General features: G+C 27.3%; 26 protein-coding genes and 1 pseudogene. 2 read left to right on the top strand and 25 right to left on the bottom strand.

What is annotated here, in order from left to right; genetic code table 11:
- Positions 1 to 10 precede the first annotated feature (10 nt).
- The 6 genes from DY168_RS05515 to DY168_RS05490 all read right to left on the bottom strand — a co-directional run bounded on the left by DY168_RS05515 (position 11) and on the right by DY168_RS05490 (position 8292).
- On the bottom strand, positions 11 to 1618 hold the full coding sequence (locus DY168_RS05515; protein ID WP_115640855.1) for a hypothetical protein: 1608 nt from the start codon (positions 1616 to 1618) through the stop codon (positions 11 to 13).
- A complete protein-coding gene (locus DY168_RS05510; RefSeq protein WP_242984058.1) occupies positions 1608 to 2627 on the bottom strand; it encodes a Wadjet anti-phage system protein JetD domain-containing protein in 1020 nt (339 codons plus the stop codon). Before DY168_RS05510 ends, DY168_RS05515 begins: the two co-directional genes overlap by 11 nt.
- 693 nt (positions 2628 to 3320) lie before the next feature.
- Positions 3321 to 4091 (bottom strand): hypothetical protein, encoded by a 771-nt coding sequence (locus DY168_RS05505; RefSeq protein ID WP_147291412.1) that lies wholly within the window; start codon positions 4089 to 4091, stop codon positions 3321 to 3323.
- A gap of 13 nt (positions 4092 to 4104) precedes the next feature.
- A complete protein-coding gene (locus DY168_RS05500) occupies positions 4105 to 5067 on the bottom strand; it encodes an AAA family ATPase (protein WP_115640853.1) in 963 nt (320 codons plus the stop codon).
- Positions 5009 to 6223: a DUF262 domain-containing protein gene (locus DY168_RS05495; protein WP_115640852.1), complete on the bottom strand. Its 1215-nt coding sequence runs from the start codon at positions 6221 to 6223 to the stop codon at positions 5009 to 5011. Before DY168_RS05495 ends, DY168_RS05500 begins: the two co-directional genes overlap by 59 nt.
- A gap of 215 nt (positions 6224 to 6438) precedes the next feature.
- Positions 6439 to 8292 carry an N-6 DNA methylase gene (locus DY168_RS05490; protein WP_115640851.1) on the bottom strand — a complete coding sequence of 618 codons (1854 nt, stop codon included), beginning with the start codon at positions 8290 to 8292 and terminating at the stop codon, positions 6439 to 6441.
- A gap of 244 nt (positions 8293 to 8536) precedes the next feature.
- On the opposite strand from DY168_RS05490, the gene DY168_RS14630 reads away from it, so the two are divergent.
- Together DY168_RS14630 and DY168_RS05485 are read left to right on the top strand one after the other, a co-directional pair.
- Positions 8537 to 8704 carry a hypothetical protein gene (locus DY168_RS14630; RefSeq protein ID WP_174905311.1) on the top strand — a complete coding sequence of 56 codons (168 nt, stop codon included), beginning with the start codon at positions 8537 to 8539 and terminating at the stop codon, positions 8702 to 8704.
- Positions 8705 to 9013: 309 nt separating this feature from the next.
- Complete coding sequence (locus DY168_RS05485; RefSeq protein WP_115642421.1) at positions 9014 to 10621, top strand: IS1182 family transposase; 1608 nt, start codon at positions 9014 to 9016, stop codon at positions 10619 to 10621.
- Between the two features lie 220 nt (positions 10622 to 10841).
- Here the strand turns inward: DY168_RS05485 and DY168_RS05480 are convergent, their stop codons facing one another.
- The 19 genes and pseudogenes from DY168_RS05480 to DY168_RS05405 form a co-directional block, all read right to left on the bottom strand.
- Complete coding sequence (locus DY168_RS05480; RefSeq protein WP_115640850.1) at positions 10842 to 11087, bottom strand: hypothetical protein; 246 nt, start codon at positions 11085 to 11087, stop codon at positions 10842 to 10844.
- Positions 11084 to 11245 carry a hypothetical protein gene (locus tag DY168_RS05475; RefSeq protein WP_174905310.1) on the bottom strand — a complete coding sequence of 54 codons (162 nt, stop codon included), beginning with the start codon at positions 11243 to 11245 and terminating at the stop codon, positions 11084 to 11086. The genes DY168_RS05480 and DY168_RS05475 overlap by 4 nt, the downstream gene beginning before the upstream one ends.
- Positions 11246 to 11377 (bottom strand): hypothetical protein, encoded by a 132-nt coding sequence (locus DY168_RS15155; RefSeq protein WP_278286342.1) that lies wholly within the window; start codon positions 11375 to 11377, stop codon positions 11246 to 11248.
- Positions 11378 to 11851: 474 nt separating this feature from the next.
- Complete coding sequence (locus DY168_RS05470; RefSeq protein ID WP_115640849.1) at positions 11852 to 12043, bottom strand: GNAT family N-acetyltransferase; 192 nt, start codon at positions 12041 to 12043, stop codon at positions 11852 to 11854.
- Positions 12025 to 12246 (bottom strand): annotated as a pseudogene (locus DY168_RS15235) (GNAT family N-acetyltransferase); the annotation flags it as partial. The pseudogene DY168_RS15235 and the gene DY168_RS05470, both read right to left, overlap by 19 nt.
- Positions 12247 to 12296: 50 nt before the next feature.
- Complete coding sequence (locus tag DY168_RS05460; RefSeq protein ID WP_115640848.1) at positions 12297 to 13151, bottom strand: GNAT family N-acetyltransferase; 855 nt, start codon at positions 13149 to 13151, stop codon at positions 12297 to 12299.
- Between the two features lie 142 nt (positions 13152 to 13293).
- The gene (locus DY168_RS05455) at positions 13294 to 13968 is read right to left on the bottom strand and encodes a DUF1287 domain-containing protein (RefSeq protein ID WP_242984057.1); all 675 of its coding nucleotides are present in this window, start codon (positions 13966 to 13968) and stop codon (positions 13294 to 13296) included.
- A gap of 199 nt (positions 13969 to 14167) precedes the next feature.
- Entirely contained in the window at positions 14168 to 14275 is a 108-nt protein-coding gene (locus DY168_RS14935; protein WP_242984056.1) for a biotin transporter BioY, read from the bottom strand.
- Between the two features lie 68 nt (positions 14276 to 14343).
- Positions 14344 to 14997 (bottom strand): lysoplasmalogenase, encoded by a 654-nt coding sequence (locus DY168_RS05450; protein WP_115640847.1) that lies wholly within the window; start codon positions 14995 to 14997, stop codon positions 14344 to 14346.
- 40 nt (positions 14998 to 15037) lie between these two features.
- Positions 15038 to 15730, bottom strand: coding sequence for a TraX family protein (locus DY168_RS05445; RefSeq protein ID WP_115640846.1), 693 nt, complete (start codon positions 15728 to 15730; stop codon positions 15038 to 15040).
- 338 nt (positions 15731 to 16068) lie between these two features.
- Complete coding sequence (gene fic / locus DY168_RS05440) at positions 16069 to 16674, bottom strand: protein adenylyltransferase Fic (protein ID WP_115640845.1); 606 nt, start codon at positions 16672 to 16674, stop codon at positions 16069 to 16071.
- Between the two features lie 342 nt (positions 16675 to 17016).
- Positions 17017 to 17805, bottom strand: coding sequence for a pseudouridine synthase (locus DY168_RS05435; protein WP_115640844.1), 789 nt, complete (start codon positions 17803 to 17805; stop codon positions 17017 to 17019).
- Positions 17792 to 17962, bottom strand: coding sequence for a hypothetical protein (locus DY168_RS14625; RefSeq protein ID WP_172556273.1), 171 nt, complete (start codon positions 17960 to 17962; stop codon positions 17792 to 17794). The genes DY168_RS05435 and DY168_RS14625 overlap by 14 nt, the downstream gene beginning before the upstream one ends.
- Positions 17963 to 18247: 285 nt before the next feature.
- Entirely contained in the window at positions 18248 to 19726 is a 1479-nt protein-coding gene (locus DY168_RS05430) for an ISLre2 family transposase (RefSeq protein ID WP_115640843.1), read from the bottom strand.
- Between the two features lie 459 nt (positions 19727 to 20185).
- Positions 20186 to 21241 carry a phage tail family protein gene (locus DY168_RS05425; RefSeq protein ID WP_115640842.1) on the bottom strand — a complete coding sequence of 352 codons (1056 nt, stop codon included), beginning with the start codon at positions 21239 to 21241 and terminating at the stop codon, positions 20186 to 20188.
- Positions 21242 to 21327: 86 nt separating this feature from the next.
- Positions 21328 to 22014: an early set domain-containing protein gene (locus DY168_RS05420; RefSeq protein WP_115640841.1), complete on the bottom strand. Its 687-nt coding sequence runs from the start codon at positions 22012 to 22014 to the stop codon at positions 21328 to 21330.
- Positions 22015 to 22429: 415 nt separating this feature from the next.
- Positions 22430 to 23098: an ABC transporter ATP-binding protein gene (locus DY168_RS05415; RefSeq protein WP_115640840.1), complete on the bottom strand. Its 669-nt coding sequence runs from the start codon at positions 23096 to 23098 to the stop codon at positions 22430 to 22432.
- 20 nt (positions 23099 to 23118) lie between these two features.
- Complete coding sequence (locus DY168_RS05410) at positions 23119 to 23505, bottom strand: hypothetical protein (RefSeq protein ID WP_115640839.1); 387 nt, start codon at positions 23503 to 23505, stop codon at positions 23119 to 23121.
- A gap of 13 nt (positions 23506 to 23518) precedes the next feature.
- Positions 23519 to 24784: an ABC transporter permease family protein gene (locus DY168_RS05405; protein ID WP_115640838.1), complete on the bottom strand. Its 1266-nt coding sequence runs from the start codon at positions 24782 to 24784 to the stop codon at positions 23519 to 23521.
- Between the last annotated feature and the right edge of the window lie 7 nt (positions 24785 to 24791).

The following is a 24791-nucleotide window of genomic DNA, read 5'->3' as shown; positions in this document are numbered from 1 at the left end:
ATATTCTCTCCTAATTTATTTTAAAATAAACTTCTGAACAAATAAAATTTTTGGTCTCACCAAGTTCATTAATTACAGACTTTATAATTAAATCTTCTTTATCTAAAGCTTTTGACACATAAATTCTTTTTATATTTGAAAGTTCTTTATTCTCTTCAATAACTTCAATAACTGCCTTATTAAGTTGAAAGTCCATCTCTCCCATTTCTGTATTATTTTTTCTTTCTTCTAAAAGTGAATTAATGTCTATTTCACGTACTTTTAAAAATTCAATAATTACTTCTCTAAATATCTCAACTGTTGGTATAAGCTTAAGCTTTATATATTCATCTCTCACTATTAACTCATTTAAATCAGACAAATATAGTTCATTAGTAACTTTCACATTTTCTAATATTATATTTATTACAGTTTTATATTTTTCTAATCTTTCAAGTTGCCTTTTTTCTTTTTCCTTTTCTGCATATTCATCGCTAAATTCTAACACTTCTAGATCTTTTTCTTCTTTGTTTTTTCTTATAGGATTTTGATATTGTAACGCTTTATTTATGTTATATCTCTTAGGAATATGATTTTTAAATAAAGGTCGTAAAAAAACTTCAATATTTTGTATTTTTTTTATATCTTCCAAAACTTTTTCATATATTTCATTGCTTAAATTAAACCTTTTAATTATAGACATTTTTGATATGTTTTCTAATTCTTTGGCATAGATCTCTTTAAGTTCAAAATGTTTTTTTAATATTCTTTGATCTTCATCAATTGTCTTATTTAAATACCTTTTTATAGACTGCAAGTTATTCAAATTCTCATTTTCTTCTTTAGTTAGTTCACTTAAATTAATCTCTTTATGAAGAAATTCTTGAATCCTCTCTTTTACAACTTCCCTATGTAACTTATACTTTTCTTTACTTTCCTTCATTAAGGTTAAATTGCCTTTTGTTATTTTTCCGTAATCTGAATTTGAATAATTTAATGGATTTTCTCTTATTCTTTGAATATCTTCTTCCATCTTTTGAACTCTTATTCTAAACATATTAAATATGTTTTTTATATCATCAGCAGCTTTGCTATACTCTGCCTTTGCCAAATGAAGTTTGAATATCATTTCATGAATACTTATTCTTAAATTTTCTTCTATTTCTAAAGTTCCAAGCAACATGTTATATCCGTCATCTGTTAAAGAATAAGTTACCCTTCTTACACCATCTATATCAATAATTTTAGTAATGAGATAGTTCACATTAATTTCTTCATATATTTCAGTTTCATAATTAAATCCCTTATAGTACCTAACATTTCCGTCATTACAAAGAATAGTATTTATTATGAATTCAGTGAAAGATTTTTCTTCCTTATGGGAAAGGTTCTTTTTGTAATATAAATCATTAATTTCATCTATAAAATCAGTTATATTATCTAATGTACATACCTCTTCCTTTAAAGATTGTTCCATTATATACAATAAAACAGTAAAGATTAAATTCTCCTGTTCATCATATTCATCAAATCCATACTTCTTCCAATTATTTTTCATTATACTATTTCTAAAAATCAATGAATAATAACCGATCTTTTTCATTCTAATATTAAAGTTATTTAAATAATCAAATACCATCTTCTAAATCTCCTATATTTAAAATTTCCTGTGGTATGTATACCCCTTCATTTAGTATCTTTAAGATCTTTTCTTTATATTCTTCATCAAAATGTGTAAGGAAACTTCCTTTCATATTTTTATTTTGTTTTTCTTTTGTTGCTGCTAATTCATAGCTATTACTTAGTGCCTTATCAATCATCTTTTTATATCCTTCAACAAAAGGTTTAATACAATACTTTTCTTTTATTAAATCCTCTAAACCCTCATATATAATTATACCTTCATAATCTAAATCACCTAAATACAAAATTTTATTTCTAGTATCAGATACATTTTTATCAACAACAAGTTCGAAATCTTTAATTGACTTTTTTATTCCTTTGCCCTTTCCATATATAACTGTGCCTATTTCATTACCAAATATATCTGACCCTTTATCCATAAGATGTTTTCTTACTGTATAAAAAGTATCCATATTCTCAATTATAATTATATTTTGAGGTACCTTCTTAGTAAGTGAATAATAAGCTATTGGCTCATTAGTTCCATAATAATTTAGCTTTTTCACATCCACATTTAACTTCTTAAGTAAGGTTAGCCCTCTATCTTGTAAATACTTTTCTTCCTGCCATATCTGAAAAGATCTTTCTTTTTGTGAAACTTCTTTGTTTAAAAGTTCTCTTTCATCAAGTAAAAAGTTATTTAATTTTAAAATATACTTTCTATTTTCTTTGTATTTATCAATATTTCTTCTAAAATATGATGTATTAAGTTCTGGTATTATCTTATAATCAATTTCTTCAAAGTACTTAGTGTTGTCTTTCTTATCCTTTAAAACTATGTATCTATTATATAAAGCAGGCTTTTTTCCATTTGTGCCACTCGCTTTAACTATTTTAATCTTTTCATCCTTTATTAAGCTTAAAACAAGATCGCTTAACTGTTTATAATCATTTACCTTATAGAGACTTTCTAACTCATCTAAGGTTATTTTATTATATTTATTTAACCCATTAATTTTAATCACCTTATTTCTTGTTTTACGTATATTTTAACATAATATTAGATATTTCACCTATTATCATGTAATACTAAATCTTTTCTTACTTTATCATGTAAACTACATGACACCTGTATAATATCAATCCAAGATACCCTAATAAAACAATTGTGAGTTAGAGTATACCCTTAGTATGGAGGAATAGTATAAAAAACCATATAACTAAAAGGAGATGCAAAAACATCTCCTAAGTTCATAAATTATCTATTATAATTTTATTACCTAGCAAAAAGCAATGTATTTGGATGGCTATAAATTTTGTTAAATAAATATAGTCCACCAAGTACTATAACTAAACCTGCTAAAAATATAATTACAACCTTTTTCATTTTAATTGCTACCTCGCAAATTTAAGTAAGTCAAAATATGTTTCATACTAAGTACTTTCCTTTTTCATATAAATACTGTTTTCTCAGCAAAAATTAAAAATATAGATTATAACCCGCTTTTCTATTTAATTTATTACTATTCTTTAAGCTTATAATGATTACACCGTACAGAACTTGTACACTTACACATATAATTGGTAAAAGCCCCACATTTACATATTCCTTTGTCAAAATATATACACTTCGTTTTATGCCTTCTATTTTCCTCATTTGATTTTAAATAACTTATATGTGCATAAGAAAACCCTTTTATCCAGCATCCTGTATTAAATTAATTTTTATCCTTAACTGTCAACTGAGTATATATTAAATTACATATTTTTATTGCTTTTTCTTTAGGAAGGATCCGCATCCTTTCTATAAATAAATCTACTACTAAGTTACAATATCTATTTTTCTTAGGAATAGCATTATATTCAATAGCATCCTCAATAAAATATAAAAATTCTTTTGTTCTATATTTAGGATCATTTAAATTAAATCTATTTATATGCTTTATGATGAATTCTTTTTCTTTATCTTGATAATTATAGGTATTACTTGGTACAAATTTTTGATTTAAAATGTCATATTGAATTAAATAAACATTTTGAGTATCATTATTTTTAATACCAAAGGGTTGTAATATTATTTCTCCCTCTTTCTTTTTAGTATAAATATTTCTAAGGTCACTATATCCATTGCAAGCATCTATACATGTTATATTACATTCGGAAAATGCTTCAAAGTTATCTATTTCTACTCTTGTTAACTTCCTAATTTTTTCACTTTTTTTCTTAAATGAACCATTACACTTAGAACAAGTTATGGAAATATTAGCTGGACAATTTACAAGCTTATTACAATTAAACTTTTCTATAGAATGTTCTAATTGCCCAAAGTTCTTTCTATCAATTAAAATCTTGGCATAACAGTACATACAATAGCCTTTAGAAGCTTTTATAAGAATATTTTTTAGGTTTTCTCCACCTTTTCCCTTATGCCCATAGCTTTCATGCTCTTTATACTTTGGAATAAAGTTAGGCATATCTAATAAAAACATATCACTACTCATACTATAGCCAGTTCACTATCTGATTTAATATAAGCCTTTGAGAATTAGATAATATAGTCTTATTAATATTTCGTAATTTTTCTTCTTCAATTTTAGTCCAGGTTTCACTTATCTTAGCATTTAATAGATGTCTTAATATAACTTCTATCCCCTCTGTCTCATCCTCATTACTTAAGTTATAAACCTTACTAAATATTTCTCTCACATCAGTAACACTTGAGAAATCATTCCCATCCAAGCACTCATAATCATCGTTGCGTAATACCAAAATATTGCAATCTATTGAACTTGCTATAACATCTGCTGAATGAGTTGTTACAATAAAACTCATTCTATTAAATCTATTTGTAAGAAAATGTAGTATCTTCTCTTCATTTTTTGCAGATAAAAATTCATTTACTTCATCAATAACTAACACAGGACTCATTACAGTAGCTTCTACAGAATCTTCAAAGTAAATTAATTCTAAAAACAGCCTTATTATTGCTTGATATCCACTTGATAGCTTTTCTATACCCTGCCCTATATCTAAAACTTTTCTTTCACCTATTATTTCATCTTTCTTAATAGTTATTTTAAAATCTATTTCTAAAAAGCTCTTCAAAAGTCTTTTTAATTCTTGGTAATAGTTAAAATATACATTCTCTATAGCACCTATACCTGTTTTATATAAGTCAAAAGAATCTACTAGGTTAAAATTGTTTTCACTTAATCTGTATTTAACTACTGACTTATAAGTTTCATCTAAATCATCTGAATTGCTAACATTTTCATAGTTAAAACTTCTATTAACAGAATCTATAAAATAATAACCCTTTTCTTGATTTATAAGTAGTTGTCTTAAAACTTCTGATTTACCACTGGAATTATCTCCAACTATTATTGTATTTTTATATTTAAGTTTTTTATTTAATATTTTGTCCTTTATTTCCATCAACATATTTTGATAGTTTTCTATAGACATAATTAAACCTCCCTTGAACCTTTGATTTAGTTGATGAAGAATTTAAGATATAGCTTGAATAGGAATGATTCTGTGCTATCTTTTTACAAAAGTCATTTCCTATTATATAGTCTCCATCCACACAAGTACTTGCAAGATACAAGCTTTCTAACAATAAATTAGCTACCCTGTCACCTACTTCTATTATATCTATAAATCTCTCTATATTTTTTCTATACATATTTACTGTGCCTTCATCAAAATGTATAACTTCATCTGAAAAATCATTTAAGAACTTAGGATAAGAATTTTCGTAATTATACAGTTTAATGCTATCATCTTCTAACTTGAAGTAATGCTCCACTGCTGCAAATCTAAGTAATAATTCAACATCTCTACTATGCTTATGTTTTTCTCCATAGATCTTTCTCCACTTTTCATTAGTGTTATTAATTTCATGCAACATGTCATAAAATTTGCATTGATATACACCATTTCTAAGTTCTTGATTTTTAAGTTCTGTTCCACCACTATTTAAATTTTCAAAAATCTTATATAGTATTCTATTTTTTTCGTTTTTAGCATCAACTTTTATTTCTATAACGGAAATAGTAGTAAAATCAACAGTTCTTCGTATTTCTTTAGTTAATTGGGCATAACTTATATCAATAACCTTTTCCTTATTATCTTCCCTATATCTTAGTTCATAAGTAACATCTTTTAATGGATATTGACCTTCTAATAACTTCTCAAAGCTTATTTCCGCTCTATTAAATCTCTGATCAGACATTAATCTTTGTAATTCTACTTGAGTATTTGTACTATTTTTAATATATTTCCCTTTATAATATAAAAACAAACTTAATATTCTTTGTTGCCCATCAAGTATTTCCATTTGCTTTTTTTCATTACGATATACATATATGGGAGGTATAGGTAACCCTCTTATAAGCGAAATTGCTAAATTTTCGACCTGTTCCTTTGACCAAATATACTTTCTTTGATACTTGGGTATAACATATAATAGTTCATCAAATCCATCTATTAAAGTCTTAAATGCTAGATCTGCTTTATATTGAGTTACATTTGTATTTTCTATAAAACTATAATCCTTTTGTTCCGTTAAAGCTTCATCCTGTTTTTCTATATCTTCAATATTAAAATTCATTTGTTCCATTTTTTTCACCACCCTATTCCATTATACAATATTTGTATTGTGTTATATAAGCTGTAATAACAAAGTTATTGTATCCTATATATTAATAGTAAAACTCTCCATTATACTGATATTATCATATAAGCCCAGCTTTATCTATTTAAGCTTATTTTGAAACTCATTTACCTGACCTTTATATAGTTCATCAAGATAAAATTCACTCTTCTTTACTTATTTTATATCTCAACATCTAGATTTAATAACTTATTTATATTATTCTTTGATGATTTATACTCTTCTTCTGCTTTCTTAATAGCTTCTTCATATTTTTTCTCAGCATGATTAATTAATAATATAGCTTCTTTTTGGTATTTAAAATGTATATTGGGAATAAGGAATCTTTCTAAATCTTTATTAGATATAGAACTAACTATTGATCCTTTTGTTATTCCTTTTATAAGTTCTTTACCTATGTCACTATTAAGAAAGAACTTTAATACTTCTGGCTTGTATTTATCCTTATTCACTCTAATTAAAAATAGATTTGATGATACAATTGCATTACTTATATTTTGATCTACTATTGCCACTTTAAATAAGCTTCCTCTAGATGTTATTAAAATATCACCTTTCTTTACCTCATATAGGTCTATCCACCTATCCTCTGCCTTTATTTTATCACTTTCTTCTAATTTGATTTTACCCTCTTCACCTATATTTCCTAACCCTATTAAATAATGATTTCTGCCTTCTCCTGTATTTATGGAATCTAATTTTCCTCTGGTTATTTGAACTCCTCTTCTTATTTTTGCTATTTTAGATAGTTCTATCATATTAATACCATCAAATTCAGCATATAACTTTTCTAATTGAATATAGTCGAAAGCATTTAAATCATAGTTCTTTTCTTCAATTTTCTCTAAGTTTATAAATGTACTTATTGAGCTTTCTTCATTATTTCTATATAACTTACTTGCTATTTTAACCCCTTCTTCTGAAACGATCTTAGATCTTCTATCTAAATCAACTATAAACTCCGTAAGATCAATAAATTGAATTTTATTTTTTCTTTCTATAGGCTTATCCTTATCAAAAATCACCCAACATGTTGCTATGGCAGTATATGAAAATATACCAGAAGGTAATTTTATTATTGAATCAATAATATCATCCTTTACTATTTCTTTTCTTATTAATGATTCTGCACCAGTTCTATATAATGCTCCTAATGGTAGTAAAAGTGCAGCTTTACCTTTACCTTTTATACTTGCTAGTATATGCTGAATTATAATCCAATCACTGTTTAATGAACTTCTTTTTGGTATTCCATATTTAAATCTATTTAAAATGTCATCTTCAATACATTCTTTAGGCACAGCCATTGAAAATGGTGGTATAGTAATAGCATAATCAAATCTGCATAGCTGATTCTCTTTGGTAAATTTCGGTTCAATTATACTATCACCAAGTTTGATACTATCAGATCTACCTGTTATTAAATATGCAACAAGTTGACCTATCTTAAAAGTATGACCTTCTATTTCTTGACCATAATATTGTATATTTCTTATTTCATCCTTATTTCTATTAAGTTTACTTTCAATATTTAGTAATAGAGATGATTCTCCGTTAAAATAATCCACTATTGTTGAATCTTCACTTATATCGAATATATTTAAAGGTATATCAAAAATATTCTCTGAGGCAAAATATTCATACTCACTTAATCTTGTATCTGATGTTATTATCACATCTTTACAAAATCTTATTATATCTTTTTGAGCCAATCTTTTTTCAATAAATTCAATTAGTGTTAAGTAATCTTCTCTCCCTAATACTTTAATAATTTCCTTAACTGTTTCATCTTTAAACATTTCAACATTGCTACTGTTATATAAGATGTCCATAACTTCTAATAATGTCTCTTTATTTCTACAAACTTCTGACCAAGTTAATTTATCCTTTATATTATATTGTTCTTTATTTGAAAGAACAATTTGTACTGCACCTGTTGCTGCTAATAAGTTTCTTAATTTTTCTGTTTTAACCTTTCCTCTAAAATAATCATAAAGTCTCCATATATTTTCCACACTTCTACCCCTTTCAGTATTATCAGTTAATACTAAACTACCTTACCTTCTGTATGTATATACTAACATCTTGCTTATGCTATGTCAATATTTAATTTCAGTTTATCATTAGAATTGTATTTATGTATTGTCAAGTACCCTTATTAGAATATCGTTTTTGAACTCACTTCTTCGTTAGAAATATAGGTTTTATTTATTATTTTCCATAAAAATATATAAAACCGTAGACTATGATACAATTTTATTGAAAGTTAGAAGCGATGCACTTGGATCTCAAGACGGTGAGTATGTAGAACTTTTAAATGATTCAATACTTTATTTGCTTGATCCTCATGCAGTCATGATATGGAAACAATCAAAAGATATAGATGAATTTATGAATAAATATAAACAGTCCTTAAATGAATTATAATTCTAATCTATATTTTATTTAGTAGAGAGTTAATATTATAAATATAGCTAATTCAATAAGTAAATGTTCAAGAAAGTAAAGTTAGGTTTTCTTTAATAAAATATTAGTGATATAATTCACAACTTTCTTATTATCAAGAGTAAATTTTGAAAAGTATAACAAAAATCTAACTTTTATATACTATATATGTGTAGTATGTATTATTAATAAAGGGGCTGTCTCAAAATAAAAAATTTGAGACAGTCCTTTTTAATATAAAAAATAAAAAGTGGGTTCCGAAGAACTCACTTTTCAGTGTATAATTTACTTATGAAAAAAAACAAATTAACACATAAAAATTATAACAATAATTACGAGAATTATCAATTGATTTTCCCAATAGAAACAGGGATTTTAATTCCTGAAGATGATTCAGCAAGACTTCTAAGCCAAATAATGGAGGAATTAGACTACACAATATTGATGAAGGCGTACTCCAAGAAAGGGAGAAATCCAGAAGTTTTACCTAAAAATCTTTTTAAAATATTACTTTATGCATACATGAACAATATTTATTCCAGTAGAAAAATAGAGAAAGCATGTCAAAGGGATATTAACTTTATGTGGTTACTTCAGGGCCATAAGGCTCCTGACCATAATACCATAGCTAGGTTTAGAACAAAAAGACTTATAAATATTATTGATAATCTATTTTCTCAATTTGTAACAAAGCTTCAAGAATTAGGTGAAGTTGAATATAAGAATATATTTATTGATGGAACTAAAATTGAATCAATGGCTAATAAATATACCTTTGTTTGGAAAAAATCAACAAACAAGTTTGAGATAAAACTACAAGAAAAGATAAAAAACTTTATAAAAGATTTTAACTTAGATTATAATACTGAATATATAGTTTCAGAGAAAAAGGTTGAATCAATTTATCTTCAAGAAATATTGAAATTTCTAAATGAAAAAAGGAAGAATGAAAACATAGTATTTGTAACTGGAAAAGGTAAAAGAAAGACTAAGATTCAAAAGGAAATAGAAGTATTAGAAGAATGTATAAAAAAACAATCAAAGTATGATAGTTACAACGATACCTTTGAAGGTAGAAATAGTTTTTCTAAAACTGATAAAGATGCTACATTTATGCATATGAAAGAAGATCATATGAGAAACTCTCAATTAAAGCCTGGATATAATATTCAAATTGGAGTTGAAGGAGAATATATTGTAGGCATAGATGTTTCAAACCAACGCTCAGACCAACTAACTTTAATTCCATTTCTAGATAAACTAAGTGCGACCTTACCACAAAAGTTTTCTAACGTAGTGGCTGACGCCGGTTATGAAAGTGAAGAAAATTACCTATACCTTGAGAGTAACAATCAAAATTCATATATAAAGCCGCAAACTTATGAAAGTATGAAAAAGCGAAGCTTTAGGAAAAACATAGGTAAGCGCGAAAATATGGATTATGATGAAAGTAATGATGAGTATACCTGTTGCAATAATGTAAAATTAAGGCGTATTGGAACAACAACTAGGACTTCAAAATCCGGATATAAAAGTGAAGTAACTATGTATGAAGCTGATGATTGCCGTGAATGTAAACATAAGTTGAAATGTACAAAAGCTAAAGGAAATAAAACAATGCAAACATCTAAAACCTTTTTGAAAAAGAGATTGAAATCTTTAGAAAATATAACTAGTACAGAAGGAATTCTACTAAGAATGAATAGGTCAATTCAAGTTGAGGGAGCATTTGGGGTTCTAAAAGGAGACTATGGATTTAAGAGATTTTTAACTCGTGGAACAAACAATGTAAAAACAGAATTTACCCTATTATGTTTTGGATATAATATTAACAAATTACATAATAAAATTCAAAATAATAGATGTGGAAAACCCCTCCATGATATAAAAGTTGCCTAATACGTAAAAATCTAAATATTTTAAAAGAGAGATTTTAATATCTCCTTTTTGTCATACCCAAAATAAAAGATAACCTTAATTTTTTTATAAAACTAATGATATTTAAACTTACTTTTTAAAGTGAACATTAAAAAAGGCTAAATCTCAAAATGATTTTTTAAATCATTTTGAGACAGCCTCTTTAATTCGTAATATATTAAATTATTAATTAAATTATAGTTTATAGATTTCTTAAAAATAGTGTAAGTATTAAGAGGATAATTATAAAGAGACCAGTTAAAATTAATAAAATCGATTCTTTTTTCTTTTCCTTAACATATGAAGAATATCCATTTAATATACTTGATACTCCACTTATTAATACTGCAATCGACAGTGCAACATCTGAATCTACAATATTAAATAAACCTAAAACTAATAAAATAATACTTACTATTGGCAATAATGTCTTAATACCTTTTTTCATATTTTCAGCCCCCCACTTTCACTCGCAACACTATTAAAATTTATAGACTTTTGAGCCTTTATAAGCCTTTGTATTGCTTTATAAACCCTTTCTTGAGTTATAGCCTTACAGTTACTATGCAACTCTTTTAAATGTTCTACACGGTTATAATCACTCACTTAATCCACCTTCTTTTTCAACTTATCTAATCTACTGTAAATCATACTTCCTTGTGATATTTTTGAATAAATATCTTCATATAATTTTAGTAATTCCTCATTTTCACTTACCATTTCAGTCCTATTATACATCTTAGCATCTTCAATCATAGTTTTAGTAGAGTTTATTAATATCTCATACTTAGTATTATCACCTTCAAATGCTCCAACACATAAATCTTTACAAGGACTTCCATTTCATTTTCGGCAATGATAGCAATAAATCCCTTGTTAAGGTGTTGAGTAAAATATTCTTCTAACTTCGTTCTAATATCTTACACTTCTTCCGAAGAAGACACACCTTTTTCTGCAAACAGGTATTCCATACGAATCTTTATGAAGAGGTCAATATCTTCTTTAACCGTTTTTCTTACTTTCATGTTTTGCACCACCTTATATTTATAATCTTCAGTTCGCACTTTTTTACGATTATGAAACAACTGATATGGTAAATCATAACACTATTTACTGTACCCTTATGTATTTTTTATAAATATATTTGAGTCAAGTAAAAGTGGGGAACAAAGTGACCCTCTTCTCATCTTTAAATTACTTAAATTCTTATTTCTAAATCTTCTCAATATATTTACACTCAAACCTTTTCCACTCTTCACTTAATATTGAATAAATGTATTCATCCCACCATGTTGGCTGTCCAGCCTCTGTTGTTTTTATAGTAACAGCTTTTTTACATAACCCTTCTTTACGCAAAGATAAATGTTCAAGCAATCTCCATGATGCTATATTGTAATATTGCATTTTTCAACTGCCCTATGCATTCCTAGTTTTTCAAATCCATATTGTAAAATTGCATTACAGCCTTCTGTGGCATAGCCCTTTCCATAGAATAAAGGATTAAAAATATATCCTAGATCCCATGTTAAAAAGTGCTCTGGTTTAGCCCTATTAAAATATACATGTCCTATGACCTTTTTACTATCCTTTAACTCAACAGCCCAAAAAGTATCTCCTTTTGAAAAAAACTTTGTATAACTGCCTTTTTATAAAGAATTTATAATTTTAAAACCATTTCATATTGATCAACAATATGTTCAAATCCTAATACCAATAAGAAATCTTTTGTAGATTTAGATTGATGCTCTACATTAAGAACGCCAACCTTATGTGATTCTGTGTTTTTTAGCAAATCCGTAACGATACTTCTTGCAATACCTTTACGCCTATAATTCTTATTTACTGCTATTTGTGGAATATCGCCTGTTTTCTTATCAATAATCCCATATCCGACAATGATATCGTCAAAACGTACAATAGAGTATATGAATGTATCTGGTGCAGCATTGATTGAATCAATAGAATTCTGCCAGGATGGTTTAAAGTCCCAAAACTCCATTAAACATTTCCAATTAGTTGAATCAATTTTACCAATATGTTCAACTTTGTAGGTTGCCATAGGGTTGTATTTATTTTTATCTAACTGAAAGCATGCTAAATTTCTTATAATCTCAAAACCTTGTTTTTTGTAAAGTTGAACTGCTGATGTATTTGTTTGAATTACTTCAAGTAAATATTGCTCTACTTCTTTTTCTTTAAGCACCTCTTTGATATTTAAAATCATATTACTTGTTATACCTTGTTTTCTGTACTCTCCTAAAACACCTGTGCCTGTATCATAAACAGTTAGTTTCCCATTCCAGTTTCTAAATCCATTTAAAACAAACCCCACTAACATATTATTTTTAAATGCACCTATAGAAATTTCTGAAACATAGCCTCTCCTTTGAAGCATTTGTTGAAACTTCCAAAATGGCAAATCCATTTTAACTTGATAATCAGAAAATGCACTTAAGAATGCTTCATATAATATTTCAATTTTTGTATTTTTAAGTGTTTTATAATCAAACATAATTATCTCCCCCTACGTCATTTAATTTTGAATACCTGTAGCCTTACTTCCATCTTTTAATAATTCATTACAACTTTCTCTATTTCTATCTGTACAGCTACCTCTAAATACGATTACAAGCACTTTTTATTATTGTACCATATTATTCAAATCTATAGTGTCCTGTAATAGATAAGCTCTTAGAATAGCTTATTAACGCATCTTCTTCTCTTTTAGGCTGTGCTGCATTATGAATGATGTATGATACACCTTCACTATTTCGTTTATCTGATACAATGGCAATATGGGAATAATCTTCTCCAAATATAACAATATCCCCTGGTTGCCACTGACTTACTTCATAAGGATCTAAACTATATGAAACAGCATTATTATCAAAGTAAACCTTTAAATTAGGTACTCTTCTAAAATCAATATTCTTTTCTGCCTTTCCCCCTACCCTTTGATACATCAATAAGTTATTATTTATATCTTCATCTACCATATCTTTAAGCGAGTATCCAGCATTTTCAAAAGCTCGCCATATAACATCTGAGCAAACGCCCTCTTTTTCTGGAGGATAGCCACCGTCATAATAAACACTTTTATACACTGGTTTATTCAGAGCATCCTTTCTAGCACCTAACAAAATGTCAGTATAATCGTCTATACCATTATCGTTATAATCATTTTGGCTTTTTATAATTTCAATACTAAAATCCTTTGCTTTGTAAACCTTTTCAGGAATCAAGTTCCAATAGGATAAAGTAACATAACCTACTACTAGAATAGCTATTATTTCCATAAAAATCAGTAGCCTTTTTCCCTTTCTTTTCATGTTATTCCCCCTATTATAATTCATTGCATCATATTTACTACGTATTCAAAAGTCATATTGTTTAACTTTTCCTGTAATATTTTTAAAATTAGTTCAAATAAAACCTTCAAATAAAAAACAGTACAATGAAAAGTAGTTTTCATTGTACTGTTTTTTAGATTAGATCTTTTTTGAAAATATTTTAAGCTCTTTTAATGCTTTACCTATTCATCTTTCTTATTACTGGAACAATTTTCACACCTAAGATAGCCACAATAACAGATTTTATAATGTCTCCTGGAATAAATACTAAGAATCCAATTTTCATTATATTTTCTCCAAAATTATCTACAAATAAAAATCTACATTATACGATTTAAACTAATACTGTGTAATCTAATATAAATATCCACCAACTATTAAAACTTGTGCTAAAACATAAGTTAGCATAATATATACGTTTCCATTCTTGAATTTACCTTTAAAAGTATCAAATGCCAACATAGTATCTGAACATAAAAAGAGTAATGAGCCTATAAATGGTAAGAGAAACGATATATTTATATTAATAACCCAAATACGTGCTAAACTAATAAAGCTCATTAAAATAATAATGATCATATAAATAAAAACAGGTATTTTCATATCTCCAAGATAATTTATTAGCTTTTTCATTATAGTTACGGCAACTACACCATATATAATAAGCATTAAATAAAACCATGTAGGGACATCCTTTACAAAAGATATACTTTGTTTAAAAAGTAGAACATAAGAAATATGTCCTATCAAAAAAGCAATTAATCCAAATATAAAATTATTTTTCCTATCTGGCCATAGTAAAAAAACATCTCCAATAAAACCAAAGGCTAATACAATTATAATGAACTTATTAATATTCTCAGAATCTATTATATAAAAAGTTGCCAGTAGTGGCATTAAAAATGGTTTAGTATAGCAGCGCCCCTTTTTATTTTCATTCTTAGTAAAAATCATATGCATAACAAAAGTCAATAGAAATACTCCTCCTATTATTACCTTGTATGTCATAAGCTCCTCCTTATATTAAATTCCTATTTAAAGACTCACTTCAAAAATGTATATAATTACCAATTGAATACAATACCCATATATGAACTGGATAGAATATATAAAAGAAATATTTAGACTTTCTTCCCCTCTCACCATTATACATAAGTATAAATAGAAGTGAAAATACCATCATCCATTGATAATTTTGTACAAATAAGCTTTCATAAATGCTATTTGCTGGATTTGTTAATATTAAAACTGAACATAAAATATACCAAAAACACATTTTAATTTTATTTTCTCTATTAAAATAAAATATAAGTGTCATAGCAGTAGTAAGAATTGAGCCTTCGGCAAAAAGGGTAAGCAAAAATGAAATACCAATACTTAGGTTCGCTAATCCTTTATTACTTGCTTCCTTCTTCCATTCAATAGAAGAAAGTAAAATCAAATTTAATGCCATAGAGATTAATATATTATTTGTAATTTTTATTGATCTATTAAATACATACATCAATATAGATGAACCTATTAACATTATTATTCCACTAATAGCTAGTCTTTTTATATAACCTTTCTTACTTCTTGTATGAAAAAATCCTTCAACTAGTAAATAAAAAAACACAGGTGCTGCAATTCTACCTATATAATGAAACCATAAGGGTGTTCCTTGAATGAACTCTGCAACATGGTCAATAAACATTGCTATTACCATTATTATTTTTAGCTGAAAACTGTTAAATTTCTTCATTATTAATATCCTTCCGAATCTTAAATTTAATTATTATCAATTATTCTTCTTATACTATTCTCAAAAATATAATTATATAACATATTTATTTTTGATATATAGTTAATATATAATTCTACAAAATATTCCCTTTTCCTTCTTATGAGCATTTAATTATCTATTGGGCTCAATTCTATAATAATCAGTAATATTTCAAATTTAAGTTTCTATTATAATTTTTTATTAAAAATAAGATACTTCTAGTTAAATAATTTCTTATTTGTTAACTAAAACTATCTTATTCAAAGCTCTCACCATACACTTATTTTATTAATTTCATCCTCATGTAACTTTAACTATTATAAATCTTCTGTCTTATAAACAGTATATCCTTCATAATAATAACTCGTATCAATGCCCTTCATATAAATTTCTCTATCATTAACTTTATCAGTTAATGCCTCTTTCAAAAGGTGCTTAATCTCTATGTCTTTTATAGGACTACGTTCCATTGCGAGAAAATAGTCACTCTTGTCAACTTCACTCCAGTTCACTACTTTACCTAACTCTTTTTTCAGTATTAAATCAAGCCAAATTCGAGTACTTCTTCCATTTCCTTCTCTAAAAGGATGAGCAATATTCATTTCAACATACTTCTCAATTATTTCATCAAAACTTGATTGCGGCATTGACTCAATATGCTCTAGGGATGCTTTCAAGTACATAACAGGAGCAAACCTAAAATTCCCCTTTGCAATATTTACATCACGTATTACTCCTGCAAATTCATATATATCTTCAAATAAATATCGATGAATTTGGGCTAATGCATTATATTTTCCAGCTTCTAAACTATCTAAATATCCACTTTGAAATAATTCAACTGCTTTCTTCTTACTTATTTTTTCTTCTACCCTAGCAAGTTCAACTGAGTCTGTAATTTGCAATTTATTATTAAGTGCCATAATACCTCCTATATCATAAACCTCATAGGTTTCTCTCATCAATTAATTGCTTTTTAATTGTTTATTATTACTTCTTCTTTTTATTATAGCATTGATTTTAAATTTCTTTAATAGAAACCTGATTTCAATTTTTATTTACTTATAATAAAAATATATTTTTAAAATTAAAATGTTCTTTTACAATTGGTTTTATCATAATTTATACCTCTTTTTTGGTTATATTTTTTATAAAAAATAAGATATTATTTCAAAATTTGTAATCTTATTATAAACATTAGCCATTTCTTTCACTTAATACACATAGAACTTAATTACAAAGATAAAAATTGCATATTAACATATCTACCTCAGCTCACCAAATAAGCTTTGAATCTCCACATCTGTAAGGGATCTATACTGACCTTTTCCTAATGATTCATGTAACATAAGTCCTCCAATTGAAACCCTCTTTAAGTATACCACATAGCAGCCGACTGACTTTAACATACGCTTTACTTGGTGCTTACGACCTTCCTTTATAGTAAGATATCCTGAAACAACGGGCTGGTTATAATGATCTGAGTCTATATTTTGTAAATCTTTATTAGGCATTTCATGTTTAAATTCTTTGTACATTCCAGATTTTTGCACTTCTATTTTTGCAGGTTTCGTTAGTATTTCACCTTTTCCTATGTATATCCCTTGTTCTAATTGCTTCATATCTTCCTCATCTAAAAATCCCAAGGCCCAAAAAAAGTAGGTTTTTTCAATATGCTTTTCTGGATACATTAGTTGGTGTTCAAATTCGCCATCATTAGTCATTAGAAGCAATCCTTCTGTATCCTTGTCCAATCTTCCAACATGAAATACTCCTTCCATGTTCACGTCATGAAAAAAATCAAATACAGTTTTGTTAACTGTATCTTTTCTTGCAGTAATATATCCAGCAGGTTTATTAAACATATAATATACCTTTCCAGTATAACGAACTACTTTATCTAGATATTCTATAACATCAGAACTTTCTTTAATTTCCATTGCAGGCTTTGTTATCACCTCTTTGTTTACTTTTACCCTACCCTCTTTTATATAAGTCCTAACATTTTTCCTTCTTCCAAGGGATGATTGTGCTAGAAATTTATCTAATCTCATATCTTATCACTTCTCTTTCATTTGGCAATGACCTTTTTGTATCTAATAAGTCTTTTACATCTTCACTCACTTCACTTATAAAATCATTAGGTATATTACTACTTGATAAGCACAATAATATATTTCTATATGTCTCTTTATATTCACCTTTCAACATACTATTTCATCCACTAGCTCATAGCAATAGGTATTTTATATAGAAATTATACTTAGTATACCTCCTTCAAGAATTCCCTTAAGAATTTGAGAATTATTATCCAAAGTAATTTACTCCCTTACCTTGTAATACATAGTATGTTAATATTATATGCTACTACTCTATGCATTGCAAAGTATGTCTTTCAATAGTTTGAGTCAAGTAAAAGTGGGCAACTATTTTATTTAATTTATTATCCATTATTTTACATGGGGTATTTATAATTTATCCTAACCATTTTTATTCTTAATTGTAACTAAGATCTCCAAATCCTTTTAATCCACAAAGTTTTTGTATTACTTTTCTTCCCAAGGTAACCGCGGCTCCACTATAAGGAATAGGCGCGGTATGTATCTTATATTCTTTAGATTCCGTACCCTTTTTATTAACCGCGGAAGCGGATAAAGGTATTTCACGAATTACAGTATCTATAACACCCTTCGGGATAATGTTTTTATAGATTTTATCCAAGGTACTAAATAATCTATTGCTGAACTTTTCTGCTAAAATTTTAGATAAGTTATCGGCTCCATTAATAGACCAGCTCATTTTTCTACCTTTCATTCTATGTGCTAACACATCGCAAATGTTATGTTCCATAGTCCCTAATTGCCTATATTCTATCCCTTCGGGTGCCGTAGGCATAGTTATATTGTCTCTTAATTTATATGGAACTAGGCCCTCTTTATTATGTACAAAATAGTCATATAGCTCTGTAAGCTTTTTAAAAACAACTTCATCTTTATTATTTTCTATCATCATGTTAACAATTGCTTCCAACCCTTCATCAACTTTCCCTTGCCTAAATAACTTAAGTAAGACTTTCTGTTCTTTTTTATCACTTACTTTTCTAATAATTGCTTGGCTTATATGAAATGGATCCAGTTGAAAGTGTATGTCTTGATCTTCACAGGTTGCTTTTATCCACTTTGCACCATCTCCATTTAATATCCTAGTTTCTATTTCATCAACATTATACTTTTCAGCAATGGTTGCTTCCGCAACTTTTTTAAAGTGGCTAGAACTATTAAAACTTGCACAAACAGTTTTATCAATAACAACATATTCTTTTTTACTACCTGGACGCAACTTCCAACCTGTATAAGATACTGCTAATTTAAGTTCTTTTTTTCTATTCTTACCCTTTGGTCTATCTTTTCCCTGAATGGATAACCATACCCCGTCTTGCTCCTGAAATAGCACTGGTACTTCCTTTTCGCCTTTCAACGCACCTTTTTCATTTAGTTCAATCTTACGCTTTTCTAGTTCATTTATCTTTTCTCCAACCATTTGAACTATGTTCCAAACTCCTTGAGCACTAATTTCCTGATTACACATTGTTTTTATATTTTCAGCTGTTTTTCTAAAAGATACTTCTGACACGTTAGTTAAAATAGTTTCTACAAGATTTATAGATACATTACCTATGGTGTCCATGCCTAGATACTCATCTAAAAGGAACTTAGTAGCTGTTTTACCATCTTCAAGTTCAAACTGATAGATACGTCTTGAATATTCAACATCCCCCATAATCGTTCTTAAACAAGTCTTTTTAAGTCCCTTATTTCTATATACTTTAATATCTCTTTCTTTAAGTAGCTTTTCATCTAAAGCTTCCAACACATTTTTTAAAACATGGCAGGCTTCATCACAAACCATCTTATAAATCTTTTTCTCTATCTCCTTGAAAGTTAAGCCGTTTTCATTTAAACTAACATTATACATAAATTCAACTCCATTCAGTTTTGTCTAGATAATAAAATTATAATGGATAATTTATGTATTGGGGAGATGTTTTTGCATCTCCTTTTATTTATATAGTTTTTTATACTAGTTCTGCCTACTAAAATTATACTCTAACCTTTCAATAATTCAGATTGAGGGCGTACTTCTCTTAATCAAATTCCACCTGAACTAAGAATCACTTCATTAAAGTTAATTTCTAAATCTAATATACTCAAATCATATTCTTTAACACAAAAGAAGAAGGCATATCTTTTTCAAATACGCCTTCTTACTTCTGTCATCTTATAATGTGGGATAATTTTCAATATTGTTATATCACTTAGAAAAATGAACTTATACTTTATTTTAAAGCTCTTTCTTATCTTATCTTCATAACTGCTCATATAACAACTATTTAATCAACCTATATACATTTTCATACCCTTAGTTAACTTTTCTTTAAGCTAATGCAGGTATCATCCTATCGATACTTCCTAGGTTATTACTATCTTTTTCATTACTCTTATATGTTTTTTGTATATTTTCATTAATTTCATTATATCCATCTTTAACTATATCTTTTATATTACTTGAAGCATCCCTTATACTACCAACTACAACTTTGCTTGCTTCTTTGATTTCAGTTGCAACTGTTTTTATTGTATCAATCACATTCTTGCTAACTGATATAACAGCATTTTTAACTTTCTGAATGCAAGACAATGAATTTTCAATACTATTCCTTATGTTATTGTAATTCTTTTTAATTTCATTATATCCTGTTGAAGCCGTATTTCCTATTTCTTCTATTGGTGCTTTTATGGACCCTACTCCGCCTTTTACTACCTCACCAGTTTGAACTACTTTATCTACAATACCGCTATTTGAATTATTCCATCCAGCCTTAACTTTATCTACTGATGTTCCAATTTTACCTACTAATCCCTTAACATCTTCTCCTACTGAAATGGCTGCCTTTACTCCTGTGTCTATTAAAGATGTAGCTGAAGCTTTTGTATCTTCAGCTACCTTTTTCAAATCGGCAGCAGTAGTTGTTACTTGCTTAAAGGTACTAGCTATTTGTGATGCAGTATCCTTTATTTTTTTAGATACTGAATCTGACATATCTTTTATAGTTTTTGATATAACCTTAGCTGTATCTACAACAATATTAGCTACTGACTTTACGGTCTTAATAACACTTTCACCTACAGAAACTGCTGTCTTAACAAATTTTGAAACTTCGCTCGTCATATAAGAGAATTTATCAGCTACTGACTTGAAAAACCTTCCTATTGAGCTCTTAGTTGTATTACTTTCTTTAGATGCAACCTCTTGGGAGTCTTTAACATCATTAACAAGTGAAGATTTATACTCATCTTTAGCTAATTTTATATTGCTAGCTTGTACTTCTGAATTCAGACTATTATTTTCTACTTTTCTACCCCTACTCTTATTGTCATTGATATTGTTGATAATATTTGCATTTAGGTTAACATTACTAGTTATTTTCATAACCTTTCACATCCTTTTCTTCTTATTTGTTAAATAATATATAATCACTTTAAGTGCTTATACCTTGTAAATTTGTATTTATACTATTAATATCTTATTTCTCCTTGTGGAGAATATAATGAACTTTGTGATAATCTAAATTCATCTTCTAATATAAATTCACCATCTATAAAGAATTTCATTGTCCAAGTTCCAAAAGTATATTTACGGGTACTATCCTCAAGATCTATCCAAAACCATAACATTATGGATTCCCTACCATCTGGTGGCAGAAATAAATTATTCTCAGTTACTTGAAACAACTCTCCTATAGGTGTATACCATGCTGTTGTTACAGTATGTAATCCGGTTACATTTGTGAATTGAAATCTTGTTACTATCTTTTTATCTAAAGCCATATTGAAAACCTTTTTATTCACTATATTTTCTTGATCACTTACAGCAGAACCTATATTATACTTTTCTATATGTGTTGTATACTGAGTATTATTGTACATCCTTTGATTATCTTCATTAATCTTAACTATAGACCAAAGTTCTTCATTATCATCTGGTAGATATATATTTGCACTTGGATCATTAAGCTTTAATTTTCCATTAATAAGAAACTTATAGGGATGCTCCCCTGTTTGGAAATCAAATTTAAATGTCCATTTATTATTCTCTTTAACCATAACCCCTTTGTTATAATCATAATCATTAAACTTTCCTATTACGGATATGGTCTCAATTGGTAAATAATTATGTTCTTCATATTGAAAATTTACTTCCATGATAAAAACCTCCTATATGTCATGATGTCATGCAGCTTTTTTAATATTTCTCTTATTTATTATATCGTTAGAATTATTATAAGCTTTAGTTTATATACGCCACAAATTCAATATACCGCCATCGCACTCTGTTAAGTCGTTATCACCATCTCTAGTGAAATATGTTTATTTTACTCTAAATTCAAATAAAAACATTAAATCATTTATCAATGAACTTATAATTTTTATTCCTTCTTTAATATAATTAATTTTTTTCAATAAAAAATCCCTCCGTCAATACTAATTAATGCAGTATTTATTATAGAGGAATTTTCTTTATAATCTTATTTTCTGAATATGCGCTATTTAATTTTACATTTTATTGAAGCTTAGTTTTATGACATTGGACCCCGGGGTAGTTGATACTAATCATTTGCTACCCTACCAATTGCCCATCAATAATCTTTATAACTCTATTACATTGTTTTGCTATTCTTTCATCATGAGTTATTATTATTACCGTTTTACCTTCCTTATTCATATTCCTAAATGTATCCATTACAACACTTCCTGTTTTACTATCTAAAGCACCTGTTGGTTCATCAGCTAATATTATATCAGGGTTATTAACTAATGCTCTTGCTATTGCTACCCGTTGGCATTGTCCCCCTGATAGCTGAGTAGGAAATTTACTGCTCTTATCTTCTAATTCTAAAGTTCTCAAAACATAATTTATTCTCTCTTTTCTAGTTTTTTTACTGATATTTGCATATTTTAAAGGCACTTCGATGTTCTTATAAACTGAATACTCATTAATTAATGCAAAATGTTGAACTACAAACCCAAATGTACTATTTCTATATTTGGCTAATTTCCTGTCATTTAGTCCCCCTATATTTTCTTTCTTCAATATATATTCTCCATTAGTATAAGTATCTAAAGTTCCTATAATATTTAACAAAGTTGACTTTCCTGATCCTGACGGCCCAATTATGGCTATTAGCTCTCCTGAATTTATAGTAACATTAATATCTTTTAAAGCGTAGAATTTGTTATCTTTTTCCCCATAAGCCTTTGATACATTGTTTAATTTAATAAGCTCCATAACCATTCCTCCCTTTGGCTTTAATATTTAACTGAATATGATACATTACTCTTTGCATTTTTTGAATCTATTTCTATCCTTAAATCACCCTTAATGTCATTAAATGTTTTATCAATATTACTTAAGCCCTTAGTAGTTATATTTTCTGTATAATATTCCTTATTGTCATCTCCTAAAAATTTAACAACAACATATGGTGACTCTGTTGATTCAATTTTTAATTGAAGTTCACATTTATATTTAGTATTCTTTTTTGAGCATCCAGGTATATTAATAGATTCCATTTTATTTGAAATAGTTAAACTTCCGGATTTAGAGATATAACTATTATGCGATACTACCTTATACCCTATTATCCCAACTACAACAACCACAATTAGTATTATGATATTGCGTTTATGTTTCATACAGCATTCCTCCTTATTCATCTTTCAATACCTCTATTAAAGAATTATTTCTTATATTAAAATATGGAATTATAAGTAATACTATTGACAATATTACTGAAAAGATAATTAAACTTAGAAATTTAAAACTAAATATATCCATAGATACTTTAAAAATAAATTTATAAAATATATTACTTAGGAAAAGAGATATTACAATTAACATTATAATTGTGAAATATATTCCTTGAATTAAATCAGATTTAGTAGCTCCACACATCAAATTAACTGCAAATTCCTTTCTTTGCTTCATTATATAGTCAGTTAAAGAAGTTATTATATTTATAGCTGTAAATAGTATTATTAATGCTCCAATTATAAATATTAAACTTAATTGTCTTGATGTTATATCCTTATAATAACTCATTTCTCCTTCTTTACTTAAAACCTCAATATCATATAAGTTTAATTCTCTTGATTTATTATTAATAAGTTCAGATATTTTCTGGTGAGATAAATCTGATACTACATTAGTCTCTAAATAATTAGTGTAAAGAGAATATCTATAGAATTCATTTTCCTTAGATAGATTTTTTATTCTAGGAAAAATTATTTTATTATCCATAGTTTCTATGTTACTTGCATTAAACCTCTGATCTACATATAGCTCTCCTTTTTCTATAAACCCTTTGATTTTTAACTTTACATTTTTATCTAGATTAACAATATATCCGTCAATCGTATCCCCTGCTTTATAGTAACTTTTAAAATCACTTCCTACTAATACATTAAGCGGATCAGTAGTTTCAAAATCATCAGTATCTAAAATACTTCCTTCTGATAACTTATAATTGAAATTTTTCAAAAAGTTTTCATCAATATCTATACCATAAACACTGTCATATCCATCTTTAAAATTTGGCGATTGTTGATCTTTTATTAACTGTATATTTTTAGAGTTTACTATGGACAAAGGCTCATTATTTGATCTATATATTGTAAAATTGTCATTATCACATAAGAAGTTTTCAAATTCTTCCATTCTAGTAATAACATCATCTTGTTTAAATATCACAGAATTTAAGTAATCTAAATCGCTATGCTCATTTAAAAAATATATACTTTTATCTCCTAATACTTTGGACATATTTTTTGTTTTTTCATAGCTTTCATATCCTATATGCACACCTTCATAAAAAAATACAAAGGACAATGTTAATTGAATAAGTATAATTATAGATGCTATAATTCTATTTGATAAACATAGGTAAGAGCTTTTAATATTATTTAGTGTTCTCATATACTCA

This window comes from Clostridium putrefaciens (genome assembly GCF_900461105.1).
GTDB lineage: Bacteria > Bacillota > Clostridia > Clostridiales > Clostridiaceae > Clostridium_L > Clostridium_L putrefaciens.
This window is presented reverse-complemented; position numbering and strand designations above follow the sequence as displayed.